Consider the following 22507-nt stretch of genomic DNA (forward strand, 5'->3'; position numbering starts at 1 on the left):
GTTGCGCTGCGTCGTGCGCCGCGCTTTACTGGTCCCATGGCAAAGGAAATCGAACGCAAGTTCCTGGTAGCGGGACCGGAATGGCGGAGCTTTGTCGAAGCCGAGATCCGAATCCGGCAGTTCTATCTGGGCTCCAACCAAGGACGCTCGGTCCGTATGCGCATCTCGGATGGCGAGGTGGCGACGCTGACGCTCAAATTCGGCTCCAGGGGCCGCGAGCGCGACGAGTTCGAATATCCTGTGCCGCTGTCCGATGCCGAGGAGATGCAGGATTTCGCCATCGGCCGTGTCATCGAGAAGACACGCCATCATGTTAGCCATCGTGGCCGTCTTTATGAGATCGACGTCTTCGGCGGCGAGCTGAGCGGCTTGGTCATCGCCGAACTCGAGACACCGGAGGATGTTCCGGATTCGGAATTGCCGGCATGGCTCGGCCAGGAGGTCACTGGCGATCCGCGCTACTACAACGCGTCACTGGCCCTCAGCGACGTCCCGGAGGCCGCCGCATGAGCTTTCGCATCGATCCCCAACGGCCGCTGACATCAGAGGTTCGCCGTATCGCCGGCGAGGAGATCGGCAAGATCGTCACGCATCTGCACACCGCCCGCGACAGTCCCGAAAAGGCGTTGCACAGCGCCCGCAAGCGCATCAAGTCTTTGCGTGCGCTGCTGCGCCTCGTTCGCCCGGGCGACGAAGCCTTCTGCCAAGCCGAAAACACCCGTTTTCGCGACATCTCCAAATCGATCTCCGGTCCGCGCCAGGCAACGGCCTTGATCGAGACGATCGACCGCCTGATCGCCGATTTCCCACATGAGGCGGACGCCGCCGGCCTTGCCGGCATCCGCGCGATGCTGGCGCGCCATCGCACTGAAAGCGCCTATGGCGGGACCGGGCTCGGCACCACGCTCGACAGCGCGGTTGCCGAATGCCAGTCATGTCTTGCCGCACTCGAAAAGCTTGTACTTCCCGATCTGCCGGAGAATGCCGCCGATGTGCTCGTCGATGGCGCGCTTGCCACATTGCGGCACGCCCGCAAGGCGCTTGGTCACGCGCGCGAGCGCGGCGAGCCTGATGATTTCCACGACCTGCGCAAGTCGGTGAAGACGCACGCCGACCATCTCTCCTTGCTGCGCAAGCTCTGGCCATCGCCGGTCAAGCCGCGCCGCGAGCGCCTTGACGCCCTTGGCGAAAGCCTGGGCGAACTGCACGACATCTTCGTCATGCGCGCATTGATCGAGGCTAGAGAGGCGCCTTTCGACGGTGCGGAGCCGAAGCATCTGGTGCGTCTGCTCAAACGCTCGGAAAGGGCCTTGCGCAAGCTGTGCCTCACCGATGCCGCCGAATTGTTCGAAGACAAGCCCAGGCGCACGGTGCGCGGGCTCGCCAGCAAGTGCACCAACGATCTCAGCGCAGAGACCGAGGCCCCAGGCAACGAATAGTTCGCCGACTGGCGTTGCCCGTCCGCCTCATGTTACGTCCTCTGCGTCATGACTGAGAAGACCGACCCCTTGCTCGACCGCATCGGCCGCTGGCTTGCTTCACGCCTGCAGGTGGAATCGTCCGGCTACGAGCCCTACACGCCGTCCGATCCCGAAACGCTGCGCCGCACGCTCGAGCCCGGCGACATCCTGCTGATCGAGGGCAACCAGCGCATTTCGGCCGTCATCAAATATTTGACCCAGTCGACCTGGTCGCATTCAGCGCTTTATGTCGGCGATGCGCTGCCGCTGCCCGAAGACGGCTCCGAGCGGCCACGTCTCATCGAGGTCAATCTCGGCCAGGGCTGCGTTGCCGTGCCGCTGTCGAAATACCGCACCTACAACACCCGCATCTGCCGGGCCAACGGCCTGTCGCCCGAGGACCGCGACCATGTCGTCAGCTTCATGACCCAGCGCCTTGGTTTGAAATATGACCTCAAGAACATCTTCGACATGCTGCGCTACCTGGTGCCGAGGCCACCGGTGCCGGTGCGCTGGCGCCGCCGCATGATCGCCTTCGGCTCGGGCGATCCAACCCGCGCCATCTGCTCGACGATGATCGCCGAGGCCTATGGCCAGATCCGCTATCCGATCCTGCCGGAGATCACCCGTGCGCCGGGCCGCGCGTCGGCCCAGTCGAACTATATGCGCCGCGAGATCATGCACATTCGCCACCACTCGCTCTACACGCCGCGCGACTTCGACCTGTCGCCCTATTTCCGCATCGTCAAGCCGACGCTGGAATATGGCTTCGACTACAAGCAGGTCAGCTGGGGCGACCAGGAGCAGACAGGTTCTATCGCTTAGCCGTCGTATCGGCCTTGAGCAGCTCGTGTCAGTTGTTCACTGTCGCCGCATGCCGTGGTCGGCACCTTCGTCCTTCAGCAGGTAGCGGCTGGCCACCCAGCACAGGGTCGCCCAGGCAAAGCCTGCGCACCAGCCGGCGAGCACGTCGGAAGGCCAGTGCACGCCGAGATAGACACGGCTGATGCCGACCATCAGCGTCGTCAGCACCGCAATTGCGAAAACGAAGACAGTCGTCGCGCGCCCCGGTAGGAAACGAGCCAAAAGCGCGCCCAGCGTCAGGTAGGTCACCGCCGACAACATCGCGTGCCCGCTTGGAAAGCTCATCGTGTAGACCTGCGCCAGATGCGAGACGAGGTCGGGACGTGGCCGGTCGATGCCAAGCTTCAGCACGCTCGACAGCACCTGTCCGCCGGCGACGGCAACGAACACGAACAGTGCTGGTCCCCAGCGTTTTGTCATGCCCAGGAAAATGATGGTGATTGCGGTGATGTAGATCAGCACCGAGGCACTGCCGAGTGCGGTGATGTCGCGCATCGCTTCTTCGAGCCAGAGCGGCCCGATCGGGTTGTTGGGCTCGCCAGCCACGCGAAACGCCAGCAATATGTCGGTGTCGAAAGCGTGTGGGGCGGCGTCGCGGGCGATTTCGGAAAGTTCGACGAACCCCCACAAGCCGCCGGCAATGATGATGCCCGCCGCCAGCAGCGAAAATTCAAGCCTGTTCCACAGTGTCTGCCGCATCGTCTTGCCGTTTGCCTTATGTGTTTGAGAGCACGTTCCGAACCTCAGTTCGCGCCGAGAAAATGGGGAGCGCTTTTGGGAAAAGAAGATGCTCAAACAAGAAATCGGAACTTGTCCCGCCTGAATCGCGACGAACGCCGATGGGCTCTATAATCAAGGCCGATTTCCGGCGAAACTGTCATGCTACTGTTATCTCGTCCGATTAGCGGTCTCGGCGAACCCCAAGCCGAACACCAGCCAGAGGTCGAGACAATGAACCAGCACACACCAGGCGATCAGAAATTCCGCACGAGCATGCTCGAGGAAAATGACGGCCCCGGCCACAACCCGACCGACAATCGCACCATGGGCGACATCATCGCCAAGCGCTTTTCCCGCCGGAGCTTCCTCCAGGGCTCGCTCGCCGTTTCGGCCATTGCCGCAACCGTCAGCCCCATCGCCATCCTGCTCGCCGACGACGCCCGCGCCGCCACGGCATCCGCTTTTGTCTTCGACGAGGTCGAGGCAGGCATCGACGACAAGCACCATGTCGCTAGCGGCTACGACGCCGACATCCTGCTGCGTTGGGGCGATCCGATCTTTGCTGACGCACCCGAATTCGATCCGCTCAACCAGACGGCGGAAGCGCAAAACCGGCAGTTCGGCTACAACAACGACTATGTCGGCTATATCGAGCTCGACGGCTCGTCTGAGCACGGCCTTTTGGTCGTCAACCACGAATACACCAACGATCATCTGATGTTCCCCGGCATCGTCAAGATCGTCGAAGGCAAGATCGACGTGACTGCAGCAGACCAGAAGCGTGTCGACATCGAGATGGCCGCACATGGCGGTTCGATCGTCGAGATCCGCAAGGAAGGCGGCAAGTGGCAGGTCGTGCGCGACGGCAAGCTCAACCGCCGCATCACCTCCAACACCGAGATGCAGCTGACCGGCCCCGCCGCCGGCCACGACCGCCTCAAGACCAATGCGGACGCTTCCGGCACCAAGGTGTTCGGCACGCTCAACAACTGTGCCGGCGGCGTCACGCCCTGGGGCACCTACATCATGGCCGAGGAAAACTTCCACGGCTATTTCGGCGGCGAGCTGCCGGCCGATCATCCCGAAGCCGCCAACTACAAGCGCCTCGGCGTGCCGGAAGGCACCTATGAATGGCTGAAGTTCTACGACCGCTTCGACGTCTCAAAGGAGCCGAACGAACCCAACCGCTTCGGCTGGATCGTCGAGGTCGACGTCAACGATCCGAACTCGCTGCCGAAGAAGCGCACGGCCCTTGGCCGCTTCAAGCACGAAGGTGCCGAATCGATCGTCGCCTCGGACGGCCGCGTCGTCTTCTACCTCGGCGACGACGAGCGCTTCGACTACGTCTACAAGTTCGTGACCAAGGGCAAGTTCAACCCCAACGACCGCGCCGCCAATCTCGACCTGCTCGACGAAGGCACGCTCTACGTCGCCAAGTTCGCCGAGGACGGCTCGTTCGAGTGGCTGCCGCTGGTCCAGGGCGAAGGCCCACTGACGGCTGATGCCGGCTTTGCCAGCCAGGCCGACGTGGTCATCGAAACGCGCCGCGCCGCCGACCTGCTCGGCGCCACCAAGATGGACCGGCCCGAAGACATCCAGCCCAATGCCGTCAACGGCAAGGTCTATGTCATGCTGACCAACAACTCCAAGCGCAAGGCCGATCAGGTCGACGCCGCCAACCCGCGTGCCGCAAACGCCTTCGGACACATCATCGAGCTCATCGAAGAGGGTGGCGACTTCACCGCCACCAAGGGCAAGTGGGAAGTGCTGCTGAAATGCGGCGACCCTTCCGTCGCTGAAGTCGGTGCGTCGTTCTCGACCTCGACCACCGAAAACGGCTGGTTCGGCATGCCCGACAATTGCGCCGTCGATTCGGCTGGCCGCCTCTGGGTCTCGACCGATGGCAATTCGCCCAAGGCCACCGGCCGCACCGACGGCCTCTGGGCGGTCGACACCGAAGGTGAGGCGCGCGCTACCTCGAAACTGTTCTTCCGTGTGCCGGTGGGGGCTGAAATGTGTGGCCCGCTCTTCACGCCCGATGACCAGACCGCTTTTGTCGCCGTCCAGCATCCGGGCGACGGCGGCGAGGATTGGGAAGGTTTTGGCCGCCCGTCCTATTATGAGGACCTGTCGACGCGTTGGCCCGACTTCAAGCCCGACATGCCGGTGCGTCCGGCGGTCGTCGTTATCACCAGGCAGGGCGGCGGCAAGATCGCCGTCTGATTTCCTAAGGACCATACGGCCGGCGGCTCTCCCGTCGGCCGTATTTCGTTCGCCTACCGGACGAAAGTCTGAGGGTTTGTCGACCGAAGCCCAATTCAACAACTATCGCCGTACCCCTATGATCTCCTTCAGCGAGGAGGACGGGTGCGCGCCATCGAAAGACTTCGCCGGGCCTGGGCCGGGCAGTCGCTTGCGATCCAGTTTCTGATCGCCGGGGGCGCTGTGCTGCTCGCTGCGATGTTTCTTGCCGGCTATTGGGTCACCTCGCGCATCGAGGACGGCGTCACCCGCAATTACGCCACCGCCACCGCACTTTATGTCGACGGCGTCATCGCGCCGATCCTGCCCGACATGCGCAGGAGCGTGACGCTGACCGACACCGTCAAGCGCGCGCTCGACGAGACGCTCGATCAGGGCGGGCTCGGCGACCGTATCGTCTCGTTCCGCCTCTGGCGCCGCGACGGCACCATCCTCTACTCCAAGGATGCCACCCAGATAGGCGCCAAGTTTCCGCCTTCGCCCAATCTGGAAGCCGCCTGGAACGGCCGTGTCGTGGCCGAGTTCAACCAGCTTGACGACGATGAGAGTGCGCCCGAAAAGGCGACGGGCCTGCCGCTCCTGGAGATCTACAATCCCGTCCGCGAGCCCTGGTCGGGCCAGGTCGTGGCGGTGTCCGAATTCTACGAGATCGCCCATGAGTTCCGCTCGACATTGAATGCCGCGCGCGTTTCGAGCTGGCTGTTCGTCGCCGGCACCACGCTTGCGATCTTTTCGCTATTGTGGGGCATCGTCTTCCGCGGCAGCAAGACCATCGACAGCCAGCGCAAGGCGCTGGAGGAGCGCGTTGCCGATCTGCAGGAGCTGCTCGCTCAGAATTCTTCGTTGCGCCAGCGCGTGCAGGGCGCATCGCGTCGCGCAACTGCACTCAACGAAAGCTATCTGCGCCGTATCGCCGCCGATCTGCATGATGGCCCAGCACAGCTCTTGGCGCTTGCTTCGCTCAGGATGGACAGCAAGGCCATCACCGGCACCAACATTGCCCAGCCTGAGCGCGACAAGGAGGTCGACGCCATCAAGTCGCGGCTCGACGAGGCGATGCGCGATATCAGAGATATCAGCAGCGGGCTGGTGCTGCCGCAAATCGAAGCGGCAAGCCTGTGCGGGACGCTGACACTCGCCGTCTCCGCCCATGAGCAGCGCACCGGCACCAAGGTTGCGCTATCAGGCGATCAGCCGGAACTGGCGTTGGCGTCATACGAAAAGATCTGCATCTACCGCTTCGTCCAGGAAGCGCTCAACAATGCCTTCCGTCACGCTGGCGGGCGCGGCCAGGCGGTCACCGTGATGGTCAATGCCGGCAAGCTTACCGTCGAGGTGTCCGACGCGGGGTCGGGTTTCGACGTTGCCAATATGCGCGCCGACCGGCTTGGCCTTGCTGGCTTGCGCGAGCGGGTGGAAAGTATTGGCGGCCAGTTTTCGTTGACCTCATCAGCGGCTGGCACCCGCGTCGCCGTCACCCTCAATGTCGAGGATAAAGAACAGTCATGACCGCTCCCTTGCGCCTTGCTGTCGTCGACGATCACCCGCTGTTCCGCGAGGGCGTGGCGCGCAGCCTCGTTGAGCACGGCGGCTTCGAAATCGTTGGTGAAGGCGCAAGTGCTGAGGACGCGCTGCGCATCATCAGTGAGGCGGTGCCCGAGATACTCCTGCTCGACATCAGCCTGCCCGGCGGCGGACTGAACGCTGTGCAAGGCATCCTCGAGCTGCGCCCAGGCCAGAAGATCGTGATGCTGACCGTTTCCGAAACCCGCGACGATGTCACCACGGCACTCAATCACGGCGTTCGCGGTTATGTGCTGAAGGGGGTGGGCTCGAAGATGCTGGCGGAGATCTTGCACAATGTCGCGGCAGGCGAGGTCTATGTCTCGCCGGTGGTGTCGGCACGGCTGATCACCGATCTCAAGGCCATCCAGTCGGCGGAGCCGAACGCCGAGCCGCTGCGGCAGCTGACGGAGCGCGAAGGCGAAATTCTCCGATTGGTGTCGGGCGGGCTGAGCAACAAGGAGGTCGCCGCCCGACTGAAACTGCAGGAAAAGACCGTCAAGCACCACATGACCAGGGTTCTGGCCAAGCTCAACGTGCGCAACCGCACCGAAGCGGCAATGATGCTGCGCGATTACCAGGATCGTGCCGGATAGAGCGCCGCCCCTCAACGACCCAAAAAGAAGGCTGGAAAGGCTTTCGCCCTTCCAGCCTGTCACCTGAGCTCTGGCGCTGCCGCTTATCTCGCGAGATTGTTCATGCGGGCGATATCCCTTGTCGTGGCACGGCGCTCGATGATGGTGCGCCCCCTGGCGTCCTTCATCTCGTAGATACCGTTGTCGAGTTCTTCCTTGGTGCCGTCCCGATGAACGACCTCGATGCTGTTGCGGCCGACCTCGACCCGAGCGCCGGTGGCGGGGTTCACATGTTCACGATCATTGTCGTTGTCGTTGTCGTTGTTGTCGCCCCTGTCATCATCATCACGCCCGTTGCCGGGCCCGCTATTGTCGTCGTCATGGCCACCATCGTCGTTGCCGCCGCCATGGTCGTCGCTGCCATTGTCATCATCGTTATCGCTGCCGCCGTGATCGTCGCTACCACTACCGCTGTTGTCCGAGCCGGAATGGTCATTGTCGGCCATCGCAACGGCAGCCACCAGCTTGGGCATCGCGCCGTCGAAGCTCAGGTGCAGCGGGAGCGCGGTCAACGCCAAGGCAGCCGAGGCGCGCAGCATGAGCAAGGTAAGGTGGAGGGAGAATCTTGTACGCATCATCAGGTTCCTTCTATGGGCGCAGGCGTGCCACGCCTTAGCTCTCCCGCAAGGAACACCCTGCCGCAGGCTTCTCCCGATGTGGAGCGTCCTGCGACCCATACGCTGCTGCTGCCGACCAAAGCGCAGCGAAGATCAGACCTTGGTCCGGCGAGCAGCTACATCGAAAGGATGCGTTGGCCTACTTTCCGGCCAGTGCCGGCCCAAGCGTGATCAGCGCCACGGCCACCACCGCCAGCCCCACGCCGATGCCCTGGATGCCGCTCAGCTTTTCGCCGAAATAGATGATTGCCACCAGATTGACGGCGATCAGCTGGATCACCGCCGAGAGCGAGAACGACACCGACATGCCGAAATCGCGCACCAGGCGCAGCATGACCAGGTTGCCCAGCGAATAAAGCAGCAGCGTCACCACCAGCTTGCCGATCGTCGGCTCGATACCCCAGGTCTTGGCCACCATCGCCGCGATCAGGAAGATGACGGTCGAAAGACCGAGCAGGGAAAGGCCGATGGCGGACATTTTGAAAAGCTCCCGAGAAACTGTCCGCGATTTGCGCTGAATGCTCCCCAAGCGTCAAGCGCGCCCGCGCTCTGGCGCAATCAAGTTCTATGGTTGTCGGCGGTGGCTGCCGACCGGGATCGTTGCGACGATCCGCGCGGAAAGCGCCAGATCGTCGTTGGTCGATTGAATGGCCAGTGATTTGACCGGCAGATGGGCAATAGTGCGGTGGCGCCACCGCTCCACCAGCCCTGCCAGCTCTTTCGTTTCGGCGGGCGTGAGTGGTGAGGCAAAATGATAATAGCCGACCACGTAAAAGCGGGTCAGCCTGGCGCCACACGCGCTCTGGATCAAAGCCAATATGTCCTCGCCGTTGTGACATTCCGGATAGACCGGCAGATATATCCGTCCGGTGTTGAACTGGCCCAGAAATGGTCCGCCGATCCGTACCGAACGCTCTCCCAGTGGTGCGAGCGTTGTGGCAACCGCGTCTGCGCAACGCGCGAACTCTGGCTCGGCAAGGCCGTTGACGATTGTCGCGTGAAGTTTCGATGCGCGCTCCTGAGACAGGGTCCACTCAATCTTGTCGCTGAACGAAAACGAGCGAAGCTCTTTCTCAAACAGTCGAAACGCCTCAGATTTGTTGAGTTCCCTGGAGCCGACTGGCAAAACGAGCGAATGACGCGGTGCCGCATATTTTCCGTTGAGATAATCGGTCCCATCCTTGCTGGCTATGGCATCGGCATGGCCCGGCGCCACCAAGGGCAGATGGGCGAGCCGGTAGGCGGCGTCGAATGTCAGCGCCTCGCCTGGGACGAAGACCCGGCGGGCGGCCTCATACCCCATCACCGTGTCGTCGCAATATTCCGTGTTTGAAGGACCATGCATTTGGGTCTCGAAGCGCGAGCGGGTTTAGCAAATACAGCTCACGGCTTGACCATCAGCACCCAGTTCTGGCCCGGATTGTCCCAGTCTTCCTTGACCATCGGCCGTGTCGCCACTTCGCGGTAGCCGGCGCTGTCATAGAGGTGCCGCGCGTTCGCGTTGGCGTCGGACACGATCAGGCTGGTTCCGTTGCAGCCGGTCGCCTCGGCGATCACGTCGGCCATGGCGAGCAGCCTGGAGCCGAAGCCTCGGCCGCGCGCTTCGGGCATGGTCGCCACCACATTGACATACCAGCTGCCCACGGCCATCGCCTCGAGCTCGTTCATCGGCACGAACATCGCGGGGGTGTCGGGATCGACGGGGGTTGGCACGATGGGATAGCCAACCAGGCAGGCCAGCACCTTGCCATGCTCCAAAACCACCGTGTTACGGTAGGAAAAGCTGCCATGCTCGCGCTGCGCCCGCTGGCGGCCCACTTCCCACGGGTCTCCGCCATTGGCCATCTTGGTCCAGAGATAGAGCGGCAGCCCGTGGCCGGCCATGTTGACCAGCTTGGCAAGTACGGTCGCATCGTCCTTGGTGGCGGGGCGCGCTTCTGCGGTCAAACCCTCGTCACTATGCTCAGCCTTTTCGGCCATGACCGTTCCTCCCATGCGCAGCCACCCCAAGCTGCCGCCCATATAGGAGCGCGCGGGGGCACCTCAGTCAACAGCCCTTTGGGCCGTCATTCGCGCACCTCGACGCGTCCATTCCGCGCCGCTGCCGAACGTCGGAATGTTGTGTTTTTAAACTTGATTTTTTTAGTCCAGTTTTGTATTTGCTCGTCCTGGGTGGCGGGTTAAGCTCACCACGACCATGCATAGAAACATGCATGGTCGTGGTCGCGAACAACAACTGGAGGCTGACCTATGATGCATGTCGCTCCCATGGCTGGTTTCACCGAGCGCCGCGAGGCGGACATCGGCAGCTACCTCGCGCTTCTCGGCCGTGTCGAGGCGCTGAATCAAAAGGTCGACAGCGCTCGCCGCACTGCCAATGACAGCCTTGGCCGGCTCAACGCACTGCCCCAGCCTGAGGTCGGCGACAGCTCGATGTTCGTCGATCGGCTCGATATCCACCGGCGCGACAGGGAAGCGCTGTTCGAGGCGATGCGTCAGCTCGAAACAGCGCGCGAAGCCTTGCGGATCGCTGCCGCGGCGATCGCCCCTGCAGGCGGCGCGCAGCTCAACCGTCGCTAACCCCATACATTGATCTGGAGATCTGGCCTTGGCACACGCGATTGAAGACGAACGGCGTCACGAGGAAGCGCAAGCGCATATCCGCGCCACGATCATGAACGAATTCTGCGAGGTCATGCGCAAGACCGGCCTGCCGCCGATGGTCGTCATGCGCCTTGCCGCCCAGGCAGTGGGCTCGATCTACCGCGAGACATCGGATGCACATTCGGGCCCCGCCGCCTGCACCTGCGGCTGGTGTCCGCGCCAGGAGGCCGACGTCGACATGCTATGTTCGGCACTGCTCGCCGCCTGCGGCCGCCGCTCAAGCCGAAATCTGCACCTGATGCCAATTGCCGGCACGGCGTAAGCCGCGGCCATCCGCCAAAACAGTTGGCCGCGGCCATCCGCATCACGCCGGCAGGCAGGCCTCGCAGATCGCCGCGATGTGGCGATGGTCGGTGCCGCAGCAGCCTCCCAGGATGCGCATGGTCGGAAACGATGCCGTCAGCGCCCTGTAGCGCCGCCCGAGATCGGCCGGGTCGCCGGGATCCAGCGTCTCGGAGTTGTCGAGTTCGTCATGGCTTTTGGCCGAGGCGTTGGCCTTCACGCCGCGCACGCGCCCCAGCCAAGGCTCAGCGGCCGCTAGAGCAGGGGCAAAGTGGCTCGGATGGGCGCAGTTGATCATGTAGTAGAGCGGATAGGCCCCGGTTGCGCGGTCGGTCGTTTCGATCGCCTCGCGCAGGGTTCGCCCGGTCACCAGCCTGCCGTCGGTCTCTACCGTGAACGAGATCATGCACGGCATGCTGAGCCTCTTTGCCGCCCGCGCAATGCCAACCGCCTCGTCGATGTTGTTCATCGTGTAGGCCGCCACCATGTCGGCGCCGGTCTCGGCAAAGTCGGCGATCTGGGGCGCGTGATAGGCCTCCGCCTCCTCGGCGCTCATGTTGCCGGCCTTGTAGCCGTCGCCGCGCGGGCCGATCGCGCCACTCACCACCAGCGGCGTTTCAGGCGTTTCCCAGTCGTCGCGCAGTTCTTCGAGGAGCCGGATCGAGCCGGCATTGATCCCCTTCAGTGCCGCGCGGTCGTAGCCGAGCTTCTCGCCCCAGTCCGGATTGGCCCGCCAGGTTGCGCTGTCGAGCACGAAACCCGTGCCGCGCCGACGCGAGATATCGAGATATTTTTCGTAGTATCCTTTCAGCCGCTGCCGGCCCTCGGCCGTGTCGAGCAGCACGAAGGAAGCAAAATGCGGCAGTTCGACACCATCGTGGAAGATGAGCGTCGTTTCCATGCCGCCGTCGCTGAGGAACAGGCCGCCCTTCATCTGCGGCAGGTCGTTGCGATACTTGGCCATGACAATCTCCAACAAGCTCCCCCGTCCTGCCGCACGGCCCGGCATCGGGAATGCCGCTTTTTTGCCTCAACTCATGGATCGAGACTAGAAATCTCGCGGTCCGGTCGTGGCGGAAACGCAAATTATGACGAGGCATCAACGGCTTGGCGGACCGTGTGGCAGCATATGCGCGATCGGTGATATTGTCGCGATGCCGAAAACCGTACCTCAGGTACAGTGTTTTGGGGACCGGACATGGGCAAGGGACTGGAAACCCGCGAACGCATCCTGGCGATCGCCGAGGCATCGGTGCTCGCCAAGGGGTTCGGCGCCACCTCCATCGACGAGATCATCGCCGAGGCCGCCATCACCAAGAGCGGCTTCTTCTACCATTTCCGCGACAAGAACGAACTCGCCCGCGCCATGCTGCTGCGCTACGTCCAATCCAACAACCAGCTCTTCGACGACGTCTTCGGCCGCGGCCGCCAACTGTCCGACGACCCGCTGCAGGCCTTCCTCATCGGCCTCAAGCTTCTGGCCGAAATCATGGCCGACCTGCCCAACGGCCATCCCGGCTGCCTCATCGCCTCGGTTTGCTACCAGGAGCGGCTCTACGACCGCGAGGTCCGCGCCATCGCGACCAGTTCCGTTCAATCGTGGAACGCCCGCTTCCGCGCCACTCTCGAAGAGATCGCCAGGATCCATCCCCCGCGCGAGCCGCTCGAGATCGATACCGTCGCCGACATGATGTCGTGCATCGTCGATGGCGGCATCATCATGTCCAAGCTTCTGGACGATCCGCGCCGGCTCGAGCAGCAGGTCCTGGCCTTCCGCGCCTTCGTCAAGATGCTGTTTGAGCCGGCGCCGGCCAACCGGCCCGCCCGCGCGCCCTCCGCTGCGTGAGCGCGCGGCGCAAAGCCCTGCTTGTTAAGCTTTGCCGCCCCTGCTAAAGCGCCGCTTATGACCACACCGCTCGACCACATCCGCAATTTCTCCATCGTTGCCCATATCGATCACGGCAAGTCGACGCTTGCCGACCGGCTGATCCAGTCCACTGGTGGGCTGGAACTGCGCGAGATGACCGAACAGGTCCTCGACAACATGGACATCGAGCGTGAACGCGGCATCACCATCAAGGCCCAGACCGTGCGGCTCAACTACCGCGCCAACAATGGCGAGGATTATGTCCTCAACCTGATCGACACGCCCGGCCACGTCGACTTTGCCTATGAAGTGTCGCGTTCGCTGTCGGCCTGCGAGGGTTCGCTGCTCGTCGTCGACGCCTCCCAGGGCGTCGAGGCGCAGACGCTGGCGAACGTCTACCAGGCCATCGACAACAACCACGAGATCGTGGTCGTGCTCAACAAGATCGACCTGCCTGCCGCCGAGCCCGAGCGCATCAAGGAGCAGGTCGAAGAAGTTATCGGCATCGACGCGTCACAAGCCGTCTACATCTCGGCCAAGACCGGCCTTGGCATCCCAGACGTGCTGGAAGCGATCGTCACCCAGCTGCCGCCCCCGCGCGAGGGCGACATCGATGCGCCGCTGAAAGCCATGCTGGTCGATAGCTGGTACGACACCTATCTCGGCGTTATCGTCCTGGTGCGCATCATCGATGGCAAGCTCAAGAAGGGCCAGACCATCCGCATGATGGAGACCAACGCGAAGTATCTGGTCGAGCGTACCGGCGTCTTCACCCCCAAGATGGTCCAGGTCGACGAACTCGGCCCTGGCGAGTTCGGCTTCTTCACCGGCTCGATCAAGGAAGTGGCAGACACTCGCGTCGGCGATACCATCACCGAAGACAAGCGCCCCACCGCCAAGGCCCTGCCGGGCTTCAAGCCGGCTCAGCCGGTGGTGTTCTGCGGCCTGTTTCCGGTCGACGCCGCCGACTTCGAAGACCTGCGCTCCGCCATGGGCAAGCTGCGCCTCAACGACGCCAGCTTCTCGTTTGAAATGGAAACCTCGGCCGCACTCGGCTTCGGCTTCCGCTGCGGCTTTTTGGGCCTGCTGCATCTCGAGATCATCCAGGAGCGGCTCGAGCGCGAGTTCAACCTCGACCTCATCGCCACCGCACCTTCAGTCGTTTACCGGATGAATCTCAACGACGGCACGGTCAAGGAACTGCACAACCCCGCCGACATGCCCGACGTGGTCAAGATCGCTTCGATCGAGGAGCCGTGGATCCGCGCCACCATCCTGACGCCTGATGATTATCTCGGCTCGATCCTCAAGCTGTGCCAGGAGCGCCGCGGCATCCAGGTCGACCTCTCCTATGTCGGCAAGCGCGCCATGCTGGTCTACGACCTGCCGCTCAACGAAGTCGTGTTCGACTTCTACGACCGGCTGAAGTCGATCTCCAAGGGCTACGCCTCCTTCGACTACCACCTCACCGACTACAAGGAAGGCGACCTCGTCAAGATGTCGATCCTGGTCAATGAGGAGCCGGTCGATGCGCTCTCCATGCTGGTTCACCGGACGGCTGCCGAAAAACGCGGCCGCGTCATGGTCGAGAAGCTGAAGGAGCTGATCCCGCAGCACATGTTCAAGATCCCGATCCAGGCGGCGATCGGCGGCAAGGTCATTGCCCGCGAAACGATTTCGGCCCTGCGCAAGGACGTCACCGCAAAGTGCTACGGCGGCGACGTCACCCGCAAGCGCAAGCTGCTCGAAAAGCAGAAAGAGGGCAAGAAGCGCATGCGCCAGTTCGGCAAGGTCGACATCCCTCAGGAAGCCTTCATCCAGGCGCTCAAGATGGGCGATAACTAGCGTTTTCTTTTTCCTTCTCCCCGTTCACGGGGAGAAGGTGGCCCGCAGGGCCGGATGAGGGGCGGCGCTAACGCCCCAAGCAGCTTCTTCAAGCCTCACGCCGAATGGCGACCGGCCTTTCCGCGTCCTCAACACTCGCCACCACCCCCACCCACAGTCATCCCGCATTGCAAACGTGTATTGCACCGCAGCGTCGAATTATTCGCCGCGCCGCGTCTTCGACTGTTCTGTCGATTTACTGACGCCGTGAAGATGGCTAGCCTCCCGTCTGTACTCTTCAGAGGGGAAATCATGAAGTGGACTGAAAAAGACAAGAAACTGGGTATGGACCGCCCCATATCTAGGCGCGATTTCATGGACGGCGTGGCGATGGCTATTGGCGGAGCGATGGCGTTGCGCGCCATGGGGCCTGGTTCTGCGCAAGCTCAAGACGCGACCGTAGCATATCCGCCCGCCGGCAGCGGGTTGCGCGGCCAAACCGATGTCGCCCAGCATGTCATGCACTCGGTGCGCGACGGCACCTACTGGTCGAGCGCCGGCCCGGTTACAGACAGCGGTGAGACCTATGATCTGGTCGTCGTCGGTGCCGGCATTTCGGGCCTTGCGGCGGCCCATACCTTTCGCAAGCAGGCAGGTGCGGACAAACGTGTCCTGATCATCGATCCGCTCGAGGATTTTGGTGGGCATGCCAAGCGCAACGAGTTCACCGCCAGCAACGGCGCAAAGCTTATCGGCTATGGCGGCAGCCAGTCGATGCAGACGCCGAGCTTCTTCAGCCCCGCCGTCAACGCGCTGCTCGCAGACATCGGCATCGATCCCAAGCGCTTCGAAACCTTCTACGACCAGAAATGGTCCGAGGATCGCGGGCTTTCGAGCTCTATTTTCTTCTCCAAGGAGCAATGGGGCGAAGACAAGCTGGTCATTCGAAAGGGCAAGGCGCCTGAATGGGTTGCGCTGACGCCGCTGAATGACAAGGCCAAGGCCGACCTGATCGCACTGATCGATGCGCCCGGCGACTATCTGCCCGGCATGACCAGGGAGCAGCGCCTGGAGAAGCTGTCCGAGATCACCTACAAGGCGTTCTTGCTCGACCACGCCAAGGTCGACCCGCAGGTGGCCGACTATTTCGCCACCTCCACCAACGGCTACTTCGGCGTTGGCATCGATGCCGCCAGTGCGCTTGACGCCCGCGCCAACGGCAATCCCGGTTTCGACGGCATGGATCTCGGCGAAGCGGTGTCCAAATACAACAGCCCCTCGGGCCGGCTGTCCTTCACCGATCCCGACGACTACATCTACCACTTCCCCGATGGCAATGCCGGCATCGCCCGCGCCTTGGTGCGCGCGCTGGTGCCCGGCGCGCTGGCCGGCTCCACGATGGAAGAGCTCGTCACCCAAAAGGTCGATTATGCCGCCCTCGACAAGGCCGACAGTCCGGTCCGCATCAGGCTGCATTCGACAGTGATCAAGGTTGCCCATGACGGCGCGCCCGATGCCGCCAAGTCGGTCACCGTCACCTATGCAGACGCAGCCGGAAAGCCCGTCAGCGTCAAGGCCGGCAATGTCGTGCTTGCCTGTTGGCACCGCGTCATTCCCTATCTCACCGGCGAGCTCGGTGCGGATCAGGTTGCCGCGATGAACGACCAGCAGAAGGTGCCGCTGATCTACACCAACGTGCAGCTCCGCAACTGGGAGGCTTTTGACAAGCTCAAGATCGACGGTTTCAGGGCCCGCGGCGATTTCTGGAGCGGCGCCGACATCGATTTTCCGGTGTCGATGGGCGACTACAAATTCGCCGACAAGCCTGGGGATCCCGTCATCCTGCACCTCTCCAAGGTGATGACCAGTCCGGGACTCGCGCCCCGAGATCAGGCGCTGGCCGGCCGGCGGGCGCTGATGGTGTTGAGCTTCGAGGAGATGGAGCGCTCGATCCGCGACCTGCTCGGCCGCGCTCTTGGTGGGGGCGGCTTCGATCCCGCCCGCGACATCGAGGCCATCACCTGCAATCGCTGGTCGCACGGCTACGCCTTCGAATACATGCGCCCGGGCGATCGCTTCTGGCCAGATGGCCCGCTACCCATCGAGGCGGCACGCAAGCCGTGGGGACGCATCTCCATCGCCAATGCCGACAGCGGCGCCTACGCCTATGCCCATTCGGCGATCGACCAGGGCGTTCGTGCGGTCCGCGACCTGCTCGGTACGCCCAACGGCGCACCGGACTATTCCCGCTTCCCCGGACCGCCGGCAGTCAAGATCGGGCTCTGAGGCGGGCGATCAACACTCTCTTCCTTCTCCCCGTTCACGGGGAGAAGGTGGCCCGCAGGGCCGGATGAGGGGCGGCGCCACCCCACCAACCAAGCTTTCTCAAAACATCAGCCGTGCACGTCGATGGCGGGCTCCCCCAAAACCCTCATGGTGAGCCGTGAGCTTGTCGAACGGGCGAACCACGAGGTTTTGGGCCCAGCAGACCTTGGCGCCTGACGCCCTCGTGGTTCGACAGGCTCACCATGAGGGCTACTGGAGCACCTCCGCCTTCATTTCCTTTGTTGCATACCGTTGTCTATGCGCCCAGAACTTGGCGCGCCGCCCGCCCAAAAATCCTCATGGTGAGCCTGTCGAACCGTCGGATTTCGGGCCGTCGTCCTCGTCCATGCGCCTCCACCACGGCGTGAACTCTACCCCCTGCCGGTTCTTGGACAGTTCCGGCAGCCTCTCATAGGCCAGCGCAATCAGCGCTTCCTTCTTGGCCCGGCTCCACCCCTTGATCTGCCGCTCTCGGTCGATCGCCTCGATGATACGGTCATAGGTCTCGGTAAACCCCAGCTCGACCGGCCGCCGCTTGCGCGTATAGCCGTCATAGACGCCCTCATTGTGCTCCCACACCCGCGCTTCGATCTCCTGCTTGGTCAGGCCGGTGTAGTAGGACCCATCCGAGCATCGCAGGATGTAGACAGTGACTTCCATGAGGGCAGTCTCCCCAAGCTAAACGCGAACGGTTGAGGCGCTGCCACGCGGCAGAATTAAGCGCCCTCCACAAAATCCTCATGGCGAGCCGTGAGCTTGTCGAAACCGTCGAACCACGGATTTTGGGGCCAACAGATGATGGCGCCTAGCGCCCTGGCGCTCTAGTTTGTTGACTTCAATAAATGCGTCTTTTTGAGGCTATCTGAGAGTAGTTTTGACTTCTTACTGTGCCTGTCTTCCAAGTCTTTCCGAATAAATCGTATCTTCTTTACGAGGTATGACAGGTATGACTTCATTCCGACCAAATTTAAAACTTTAATAGGAATATCTTTAACCTCGAATATATCAATGCTATTCCTTTTCTTGAATTTTTCTGGAATGGCTTCTTCCCATCCTTCTTTGCCCCAAGTCCATGGCAAGAATGTATTGATATCGTAGTGGTCACCCATAACCGCTATTATAGAAATGACGTTGTTAGCTTCAATTCCCTTCCCATTCTTCTTAAATCCAGAAGGAATGAAAATCGTTTGCGTACCTGGCTCATCTCCAAAGCTCCACATATAAAAGAGCTCGCCAGAACTTCAATTTTTTCGCCCAAGGTTCGAGAACGTGCGAAATTGTCGTCAAGCTGTTTAATTTTTTCGATTAGGTATTTTCTTTCAAATTCCTCTCTATCAATTTCAATAAGCATACGAAAGAAGTCATGAGTGCTTACCTCGCAGAAAAGAAAATCGATGTACCTGTAAGCATCTTCGATGCTTCTCTTTGAAAGAAACAGTCCCGCAAAATATTCTTGAAATGATCTGTGCATAAAATTAATGTCATCACCTTCGGTGTGCATTATGCAAATGTTGTGGTTTAGATCATCGCAAATGTCAGAAACTTTTACATCCATTTCCTCATATTCGATTGCCCGCGATATGTAGTAGCTAAATGTAGAGCTATTAAACGTAAATTTTCTATCCAAAAAACTCATGAAACAAAAAGTCATAAATAGGCGCTTGAAATCATTTAAGTCGAGGCCAGATTTGAACTCTCTTTGATAATCCGGCTTTATCGTGTCGTGCCGACGATAAAGAACATCAAACGCAGTTCCATAAAAAACGTGCATCTTTGATGGAATGTCTTGAAATTCCTTGAAAGTCAAAAGCATCATTGATGCTAGAAGCGGATTCGACAATATATTCTCATGAGATTCGAACAAACTACCCTTTACTCGTTTAAGAAAAAGTCCTTTGTCCGTCTCATCGAAATCAATTCGATTTACAAGAGATTCCAACTTTGGGAGAGTTAATGGCGCGACTGCATACTCTGGAAAATTGTGCCAACTCATAAATCGAGTGCGATTGGGTCGAGACGAGACTACCACAATGTTATTCGGGTAGTCGGAAACAATTTTGTTTATCTGTTGGTCGGCTGCTCTTTGATTTCTTCCGGAAATTTCGTCGAATCCGTCCAGTATCAAGCAAAAAACGCCGGATTTGAGTCCAGAGATAATTGATCTTTCCGAAACAAAATTTGTAAAAGGGGAAATAGCGTCAAATATATAGCTTACAAGTGTTCGTTCGGAGAATTGTATATCACGCAACTCGATAAATATAGGGATATGAGAAAGTATCCCTGGCTCTGAAAATTGGCTATATATGTATCTCATCGTAAAGGATTTGCCCGCGCCAAGGGTGGCTGTAATCAGCGCATGATTCCTATTTGTTCCCAATTCGCTAATAAATTTGTCGATAGGTATTTTTATGTCACCAAACGTAAGATCAGCAGGTTCATAAGCTTGGCTGAGCTGGATTGGCGAGCTTGACGAGATTAGCGTCTTTACATTGATGCATCTGGACCTCGTGGACGCAATATAGCGCTCAAATCCGACCGCAAAGCGAGTGGCTACTATATTTGCGCCCTCTTTTGATCCAGAAACAGCCCCCTGAAATGCCTTGTCAACTAATTGTGAAAGTGAGGTAGAAAAATTGGAGGTAAGGGCGTCGGAAAGTGAGGTCATATGAAACATTCATCGTTCTGTGCAAATTCTGAGCAAGATTATTGAGTTATAGCGGCATGTCAAGTATTTGAAGATTATTGAAAAAGTGCGTTGTTTTGTGAGGTTATCCGGGGTCGGGTGGCGTTGGGCGAGGTGCCCAAAGTGTCATTTGGGTCGTAAATCGGGTTCAGCGCTGCCACTTCCCAAACCGCATCACCCAATTAACCTCCCACGTCCTACCCCCATTCACCGACATCGCCTGCTCCCAGCGCGGGCTAGCCCCTCCCATCCATAAAAACCGCACCCGTACCGGCACTCCGCCTTCGACATCGTCGCCATAAAACTCACCGCGCCCGTTTTCGAACGTGCCCACCATTGGCGGAAACAGCCGGCAACTCTTGGTGTCGGACCAGTAGATCGACCACAGTTTTGTCTCGGGGTTGTAGAGCCTGAGCGTCATGCCGGTGAAGCCGCGCGCGGGCACCGCCATCTGGTCGAGGTTGCCGCAGCCATCCATCACCTTTTCCACCTTCGAGGTGGCCGAAAAAGTCTCCCATTCGCTCGAGCCCTTCAGCCGCTCGCGCAAACGTTCGTTGGTGATGGTCCAGTCGCCGATCAGGAAGTCGAAATCGTCAAAGCCGCTCATCTTTGCCTCCTCTTGATCAAGGCAGTATAGCCGTCCCCTCCTGACAGGCTATTGTCAGGAGATGTCAGGGTCGCGCGCTTGACGCGGGCTGTGCTGTCGGCTTGTCTGCCGCCGCGATAACGCCACACCTTCCACCTAACGCCGGCTCCATGAAATTCCTGGCCCTCCTCGTTGCCCTCGCGGCTCTTAGCGCCTGCGCTGCCCACGCGCCGGTGCCGTTGGCACCTGTGGTTTCGCCTGTGCCCGTGGTCGAGCCCCATCAAGTGGTCGAGCCGATGCCGGAGGGGGTAAAACCGCTCACGGTCGAGCAGGACGAGCAGATTTCACGGGGCTGAACGGGGAGAATTTCTCCACGGTTTCAAAGTTTTTTCGCTTTTTCTTTTCTGTCTCATTCCTTCGCACCCCCCTCTGGCCTGCCGGCCATCTCCCCCACAAGGAGGGAGATCACGCCTTCATCGCCGCCGCGGCTAAATTGCCTGCGTCGCAAGGGGATTTACGATCAGCTTGCAGGACGGACGCCGCCGGCGACGCGAGTGATCTCCCTCCTTGTGGGGGAGATGGCCGGCAGGCCAGAGGGGGGTGCGAAGGATCTCGGCATCGGCGATTGGCGTGGAAATCCCATCCCTTTTCTCCACGCCCCAAAAACCTGCCGTACAATCCATCCCGTCCCTCCCAAGGGAAAGCCGGTCCGACGGTGATCAGTGGGGAGGGGCCGGCGCCTCCGGCGGCGGGCAAACGTGGCCCATCGCCCGGGGAGGTTCCGTCCAAGGGTTCCCCTCCGGGCACTACGGCCCGGGTGCGCTGGACGATGCGCTAGTGGGGCCGGCAAGGGCGTTTATGCCCAAAACGGCCTGCGGAAGCGGAACGGACGGGAACAGAAATCGCCGGACGGGCGGTCGCGAGATCGCATTTAGACATTGCCGAGCGATCTCGCGACCGCCCGTCTTCCCGACCTTTCCACCCCAACCCGGCTCGGTTCGAGCGCGGCAACGGAGGCGCATGTGTCCGACGAACCCTGGCAGCATCCCGTCTTTGCCATTCCTAAGATGGAGCGCGAGCCCTGGCGCACCGACGCGCAATGGGCCTGCGTGTGCCGCGACCAGGAGCGCCACGCCGAGGCCAAGGGCATTTATCTGGGCCTGTTCCAGATGCTGTGCAGCCATCTTGGATTTCATCGCCATTGCCCGCAGCGCGGTTGCCGTCGGCTGAAAAAATGTGTCGGCCGCCGCGCCGAGCACGACTGGTCCTTCGCCTTCCGCCCGTTCATCCCGCCATGCGTCCCGCTGGAGGAGGCAACCCTCGAGGCGATGCGCGCTGAAATCCGTGCCGAGGTCGCGCGCGTCGTTACCGCAAAGGGCGCGGAATGAGCCCTTGTCAGAGCCTTCGGGCAGCGTAAGCTCGGGATCTGGCGACGGAGGCAGCGGAACGAAATGTCCAAGGGCATGGTCGAAGGCGACAAGATCGACGTCGGGTTCTCCGGTCGCCGCTGCATCCACTCGCGCAACTGCGTGCTCGGCAATCCGCATGTCTTCGAGCCCAACGCGCCGGGCGAGTGGATCCACCCCGACGCGGCCTCGGTCGAGCAGATCGTGGCGATCGCCGAAAGCTGCCCCTCGGGTGCCATCACCTATCGGCGCAAGGATGGCGGGCCGCAGGAGGCGCCGCCGGTGGTCAACATCGTGCGGGTGCGCGAGAACGGCCCACTGGCCGTCCATGCCGAGATCGTGCTTGGCGGCGAGACCTTGTATCGCGCCACGCTGTGCCGCTGCGGCGCGTCCCAGAACAAGCCCTTCTGCGACGGCAGCCACGGCAAGACAGGCTTTGCCGCCACCGGCGAGCCGCCGCTCAAGGAGTCCCAGCCGCTCGCCGCGCGTGACGGCCCACTCGTCGTTACCCCGCAGCCGAACGGCAGCCTCAAGCTTGAAGGCAATCTCGAAATCGTCACCGGCACCGGCCACACGGTCGAGCGCACCACCAAGGTTTTCCTCTGCCGCTGCGGCCATTCGGCCAACAAGCCGTTTTGCGACAGCACGCACAAGAAGATCGGCTTCGTGGCCTAGCTGAGCCGGTCGATAGCCAGCGCTGGCCGGTTTCCCTTTGCCGGCCATATCGGCTAGAGCGGGACAGTTGGAAA

At 61.0% G+C, this 22507-nt stretch carries 21 protein-coding genes and 1 pseudogene; 13 read left to right on the plus strand and 9 right to left on the minus strand.

Going from position 1 to position 22507, the window contains the following annotated elements; translation table 11 throughout:
• Positions 1-36 precede the first annotated feature (36 nt).
• The 3 genes from AC1DLV_RS01335 to AC1DLV_RS01345 are packed head-to-tail and all read left to right on the plus strand — an operon-like array spanning position 37 to position 2285.
• The gene (locus tag AC1DLV_RS01335; RefSeq protein WP_476800590.1) at positions 37-510 is read left to right on the plus strand and encodes a CYTH domain-containing protein; all 474 of its coding nucleotides are present in this window, start codon (positions 37-39) and stop codon (positions 508-510) included.
• Positions 507-1439 (plus strand): CHAD domain-containing protein, encoded by a 933-nt coding sequence (locus AC1DLV_RS01340; protein WP_476800352.1) that lies wholly within the window; start codon positions 507-509, stop codon positions 1437-1439. The genes AC1DLV_RS01335 and AC1DLV_RS01340 overlap by 4 nt, the downstream gene beginning before the upstream one ends.
• A gap of 48 nt (positions 1440-1487) precedes the next feature.
• On the plus strand, positions 1488-2285 hold the full coding sequence (locus AC1DLV_RS01345; protein WP_476800351.1) for a YiiX/YebB-like N1pC/P60 family cysteine hydrolase: 798 nt from the start codon (positions 1488-1490) through the stop codon (positions 2283-2285).
• 36 nt (positions 2286-2321) lie between these two features.
• Here AC1DLV_RS01345 and AC1DLV_RS01350 read toward each other — a convergent pair whose 3' ends face one another.
• Positions 2322-3023: a phosphatase PAP2 family protein gene (locus tag AC1DLV_RS01350; protein WP_476800350.1), complete on the minus strand. Its 702-nt coding sequence runs from the start codon at positions 3021-3023 to the stop codon at positions 2322-2324.
• Between the two features lie 252 nt (positions 3024-3275).
• Between AC1DLV_RS01350 and AC1DLV_RS01355 the strand changes: the two genes are divergently transcribed.
• From AC1DLV_RS01355 to AC1DLV_RS01365, 3 genes are all read left to right on the plus strand, one after another.
• Positions 3276-5267 (plus strand): PhoX family protein, encoded by a 1992-nt coding sequence (locus AC1DLV_RS01355; protein ID WP_476800349.1) that lies wholly within the window; start codon positions 3276-3278, stop codon positions 5265-5267.
• Positions 5268-5411: 144 nt separating this feature from the next.
• On the plus strand, positions 5412-6815 hold the full coding sequence (locus tag AC1DLV_RS01360; RefSeq protein WP_476800348.1) for a sensor histidine kinase: 1404 nt from the start codon (positions 5412-5414) through the stop codon (positions 6813-6815).
• A complete protein-coding gene (locus tag AC1DLV_RS01365) occupies positions 6812-7465 on the plus strand; it encodes a LuxR C-terminal-related transcriptional regulator (protein ID WP_476800347.1) in 654 nt (217 codons plus the stop codon). Before AC1DLV_RS01360 ends, AC1DLV_RS01365 begins: the two co-directional genes overlap by 4 nt.
• Positions 7466-7548: 83 nt before the next feature.
• On the opposite strand, the gene AC1DLV_RS01370 is transcribed toward AC1DLV_RS01365, so the two are convergent.
• The 4 genes from AC1DLV_RS01370 to AC1DLV_RS01385 form a co-directional block, all read right to left on the minus strand.
• A complete protein-coding gene (locus tag AC1DLV_RS01370) occupies positions 7549-8082 on the minus strand; it encodes a hypothetical protein (protein WP_476800346.1) in 534 nt (177 codons plus the stop codon).
• A 178-nt stretch (positions 8083-8260) separates the two neighbouring features.
• Entirely contained in the window at positions 8261-8599 is a 339-nt protein-coding gene (locus AC1DLV_RS01375) for a hypothetical protein (RefSeq protein WP_476800345.1), read from the minus strand.
• Positions 8600-8686: 87 nt separating this feature from the next.
• Entirely contained in the window at positions 8687-9427 is a 741-nt protein-coding gene (locus AC1DLV_RS01380) for a hypothetical protein (RefSeq protein WP_476836100.1), read from the minus strand.
• Between the two features lie 77 nt (positions 9428-9504).
• Positions 9505-10101 carry a GNAT family N-acetyltransferase gene (locus tag AC1DLV_RS01385; RefSeq protein ID WP_476800343.1) on the minus strand — a complete coding sequence of 199 codons (597 nt, stop codon included), beginning with the start codon at positions 10099-10101 and terminating at the stop codon, positions 9505-9507.
• Positions 10102-10371: 270 nt separating this feature from the next.
• On the opposite strand from AC1DLV_RS01385, the gene AC1DLV_RS01390 reads away from it, so the two are divergent.
• The gene (locus tag AC1DLV_RS01390; protein ID WP_476800342.1) at positions 10372-10701 is read left to right on the plus strand and encodes a hypothetical protein; all 330 of its coding nucleotides are present in this window, start codon (positions 10372-10374) and stop codon (positions 10699-10701) included.
• Positions 10702-10729: 28 nt separating this feature from the next.
• Positions 10730-11047 carry a hypothetical protein gene (locus AC1DLV_RS01395; RefSeq protein WP_476800341.1) on the plus strand — a complete coding sequence of 106 codons (318 nt, stop codon included), beginning with the start codon at positions 10730-10732 and terminating at the stop codon, positions 11045-11047.
• A 42-nt stretch (positions 11048-11089) separates the two neighbouring features.
• On the opposite strand, the gene AC1DLV_RS01400 is transcribed toward AC1DLV_RS01395, so the two are convergent.
• Complete coding sequence (locus AC1DLV_RS01400) at positions 11090-12031, minus strand: homocysteine S-methyltransferase family protein (RefSeq protein WP_476800340.1); 942 nt, start codon at positions 12029-12031, stop codon at positions 11090-11092.
• Between the two features lie 234 nt (positions 12032-12265).
• Here AC1DLV_RS01400 and AC1DLV_RS01405 point away from each other — a divergent pair, with 234 nt between their 5' ends.
• The 3 genes from AC1DLV_RS01405 (at position 12266) to AC1DLV_RS01415 (ending at position 17044) form a co-directional block, all read left to right on the plus strand.
• Entirely contained in the window at positions 12266-12913 is a 648-nt protein-coding gene (locus AC1DLV_RS01405; RefSeq protein ID WP_476800339.1) for a TetR/AcrR family transcriptional regulator, read from the plus strand.
• Between the two features lie 57 nt (positions 12914-12970).
• Positions 12971-14779, plus strand: a complete 1809-nt coding sequence (gene lepA, locus AC1DLV_RS01410; protein WP_476800338.1) for a translation elongation factor 4 — start codon at positions 12971-12973, stop codon at positions 14777-14779.
• Between the two features lie 291 nt (positions 14780-15070).
• Positions 15071-17044, plus strand: a complete 1974-nt coding sequence (locus tag AC1DLV_RS01415; RefSeq protein WP_476836101.1) for an NAD(P)-binding protein — start codon at positions 15071-15073, stop codon at positions 17042-17044.
• Positions 17045-17470: 426 nt separating this feature from the next.
• Here the strand turns inward: AC1DLV_RS01415 and AC1DLV_RS01420 are convergent.
• The 3 genes and pseudogenes from AC1DLV_RS01420 to AC1DLV_RS01430 all read right to left on the minus strand — a co-directional run.
• Positions 17471-17743 (minus strand): annotated as a pseudogene (locus tag AC1DLV_RS01420) (GIY-YIG nuclease family protein); the annotation flags it as partial.
• Between the two features lie 457 nt (positions 17744-18200).
• A complete protein-coding gene (locus AC1DLV_RS01425) occupies positions 18201-19748 on the minus strand; it encodes an NACHT domain-containing protein (RefSeq protein WP_476800336.1) in 1548 nt (515 codons plus the stop codon).
• A gap of 166 nt (positions 19749-19914) precedes the next feature.
• On the minus strand, positions 19915-20373 hold the full coding sequence (locus AC1DLV_RS01430) for a hypothetical protein (RefSeq protein ID WP_476800335.1): 459 nt from the start codon (positions 20371-20373) through the stop codon (positions 19915-19917).
• A gap of 1001 nt (positions 20374-21374) precedes the next feature.
• Here AC1DLV_RS01430 and AC1DLV_RS01435 point away from each other — a divergent pair.
• Both AC1DLV_RS01435 and AC1DLV_RS01440 read left to right on the plus strand, forming a co-directional pair.
• Positions 21375-21740, plus strand: coding sequence for a hypothetical protein (locus tag AC1DLV_RS01435; protein ID WP_476800334.1), 366 nt, complete (start codon positions 21375-21377; stop codon positions 21738-21740).
• A gap of 63 nt (positions 21741-21803) precedes the next feature.
• Complete coding sequence (locus AC1DLV_RS01440) at positions 21804-22433, plus strand: CDGSH iron-sulfur domain-containing protein (RefSeq protein ID WP_476800333.1); 630 nt, start codon at positions 21804-21806, stop codon at positions 22431-22433.
• The last annotated feature ends 74 nt before the right edge of the window (positions 22434-22507 follow it).

The sequence above is a fragment of the Aminobacter sp. 01T433 genome (assembly GCF_056398585.1).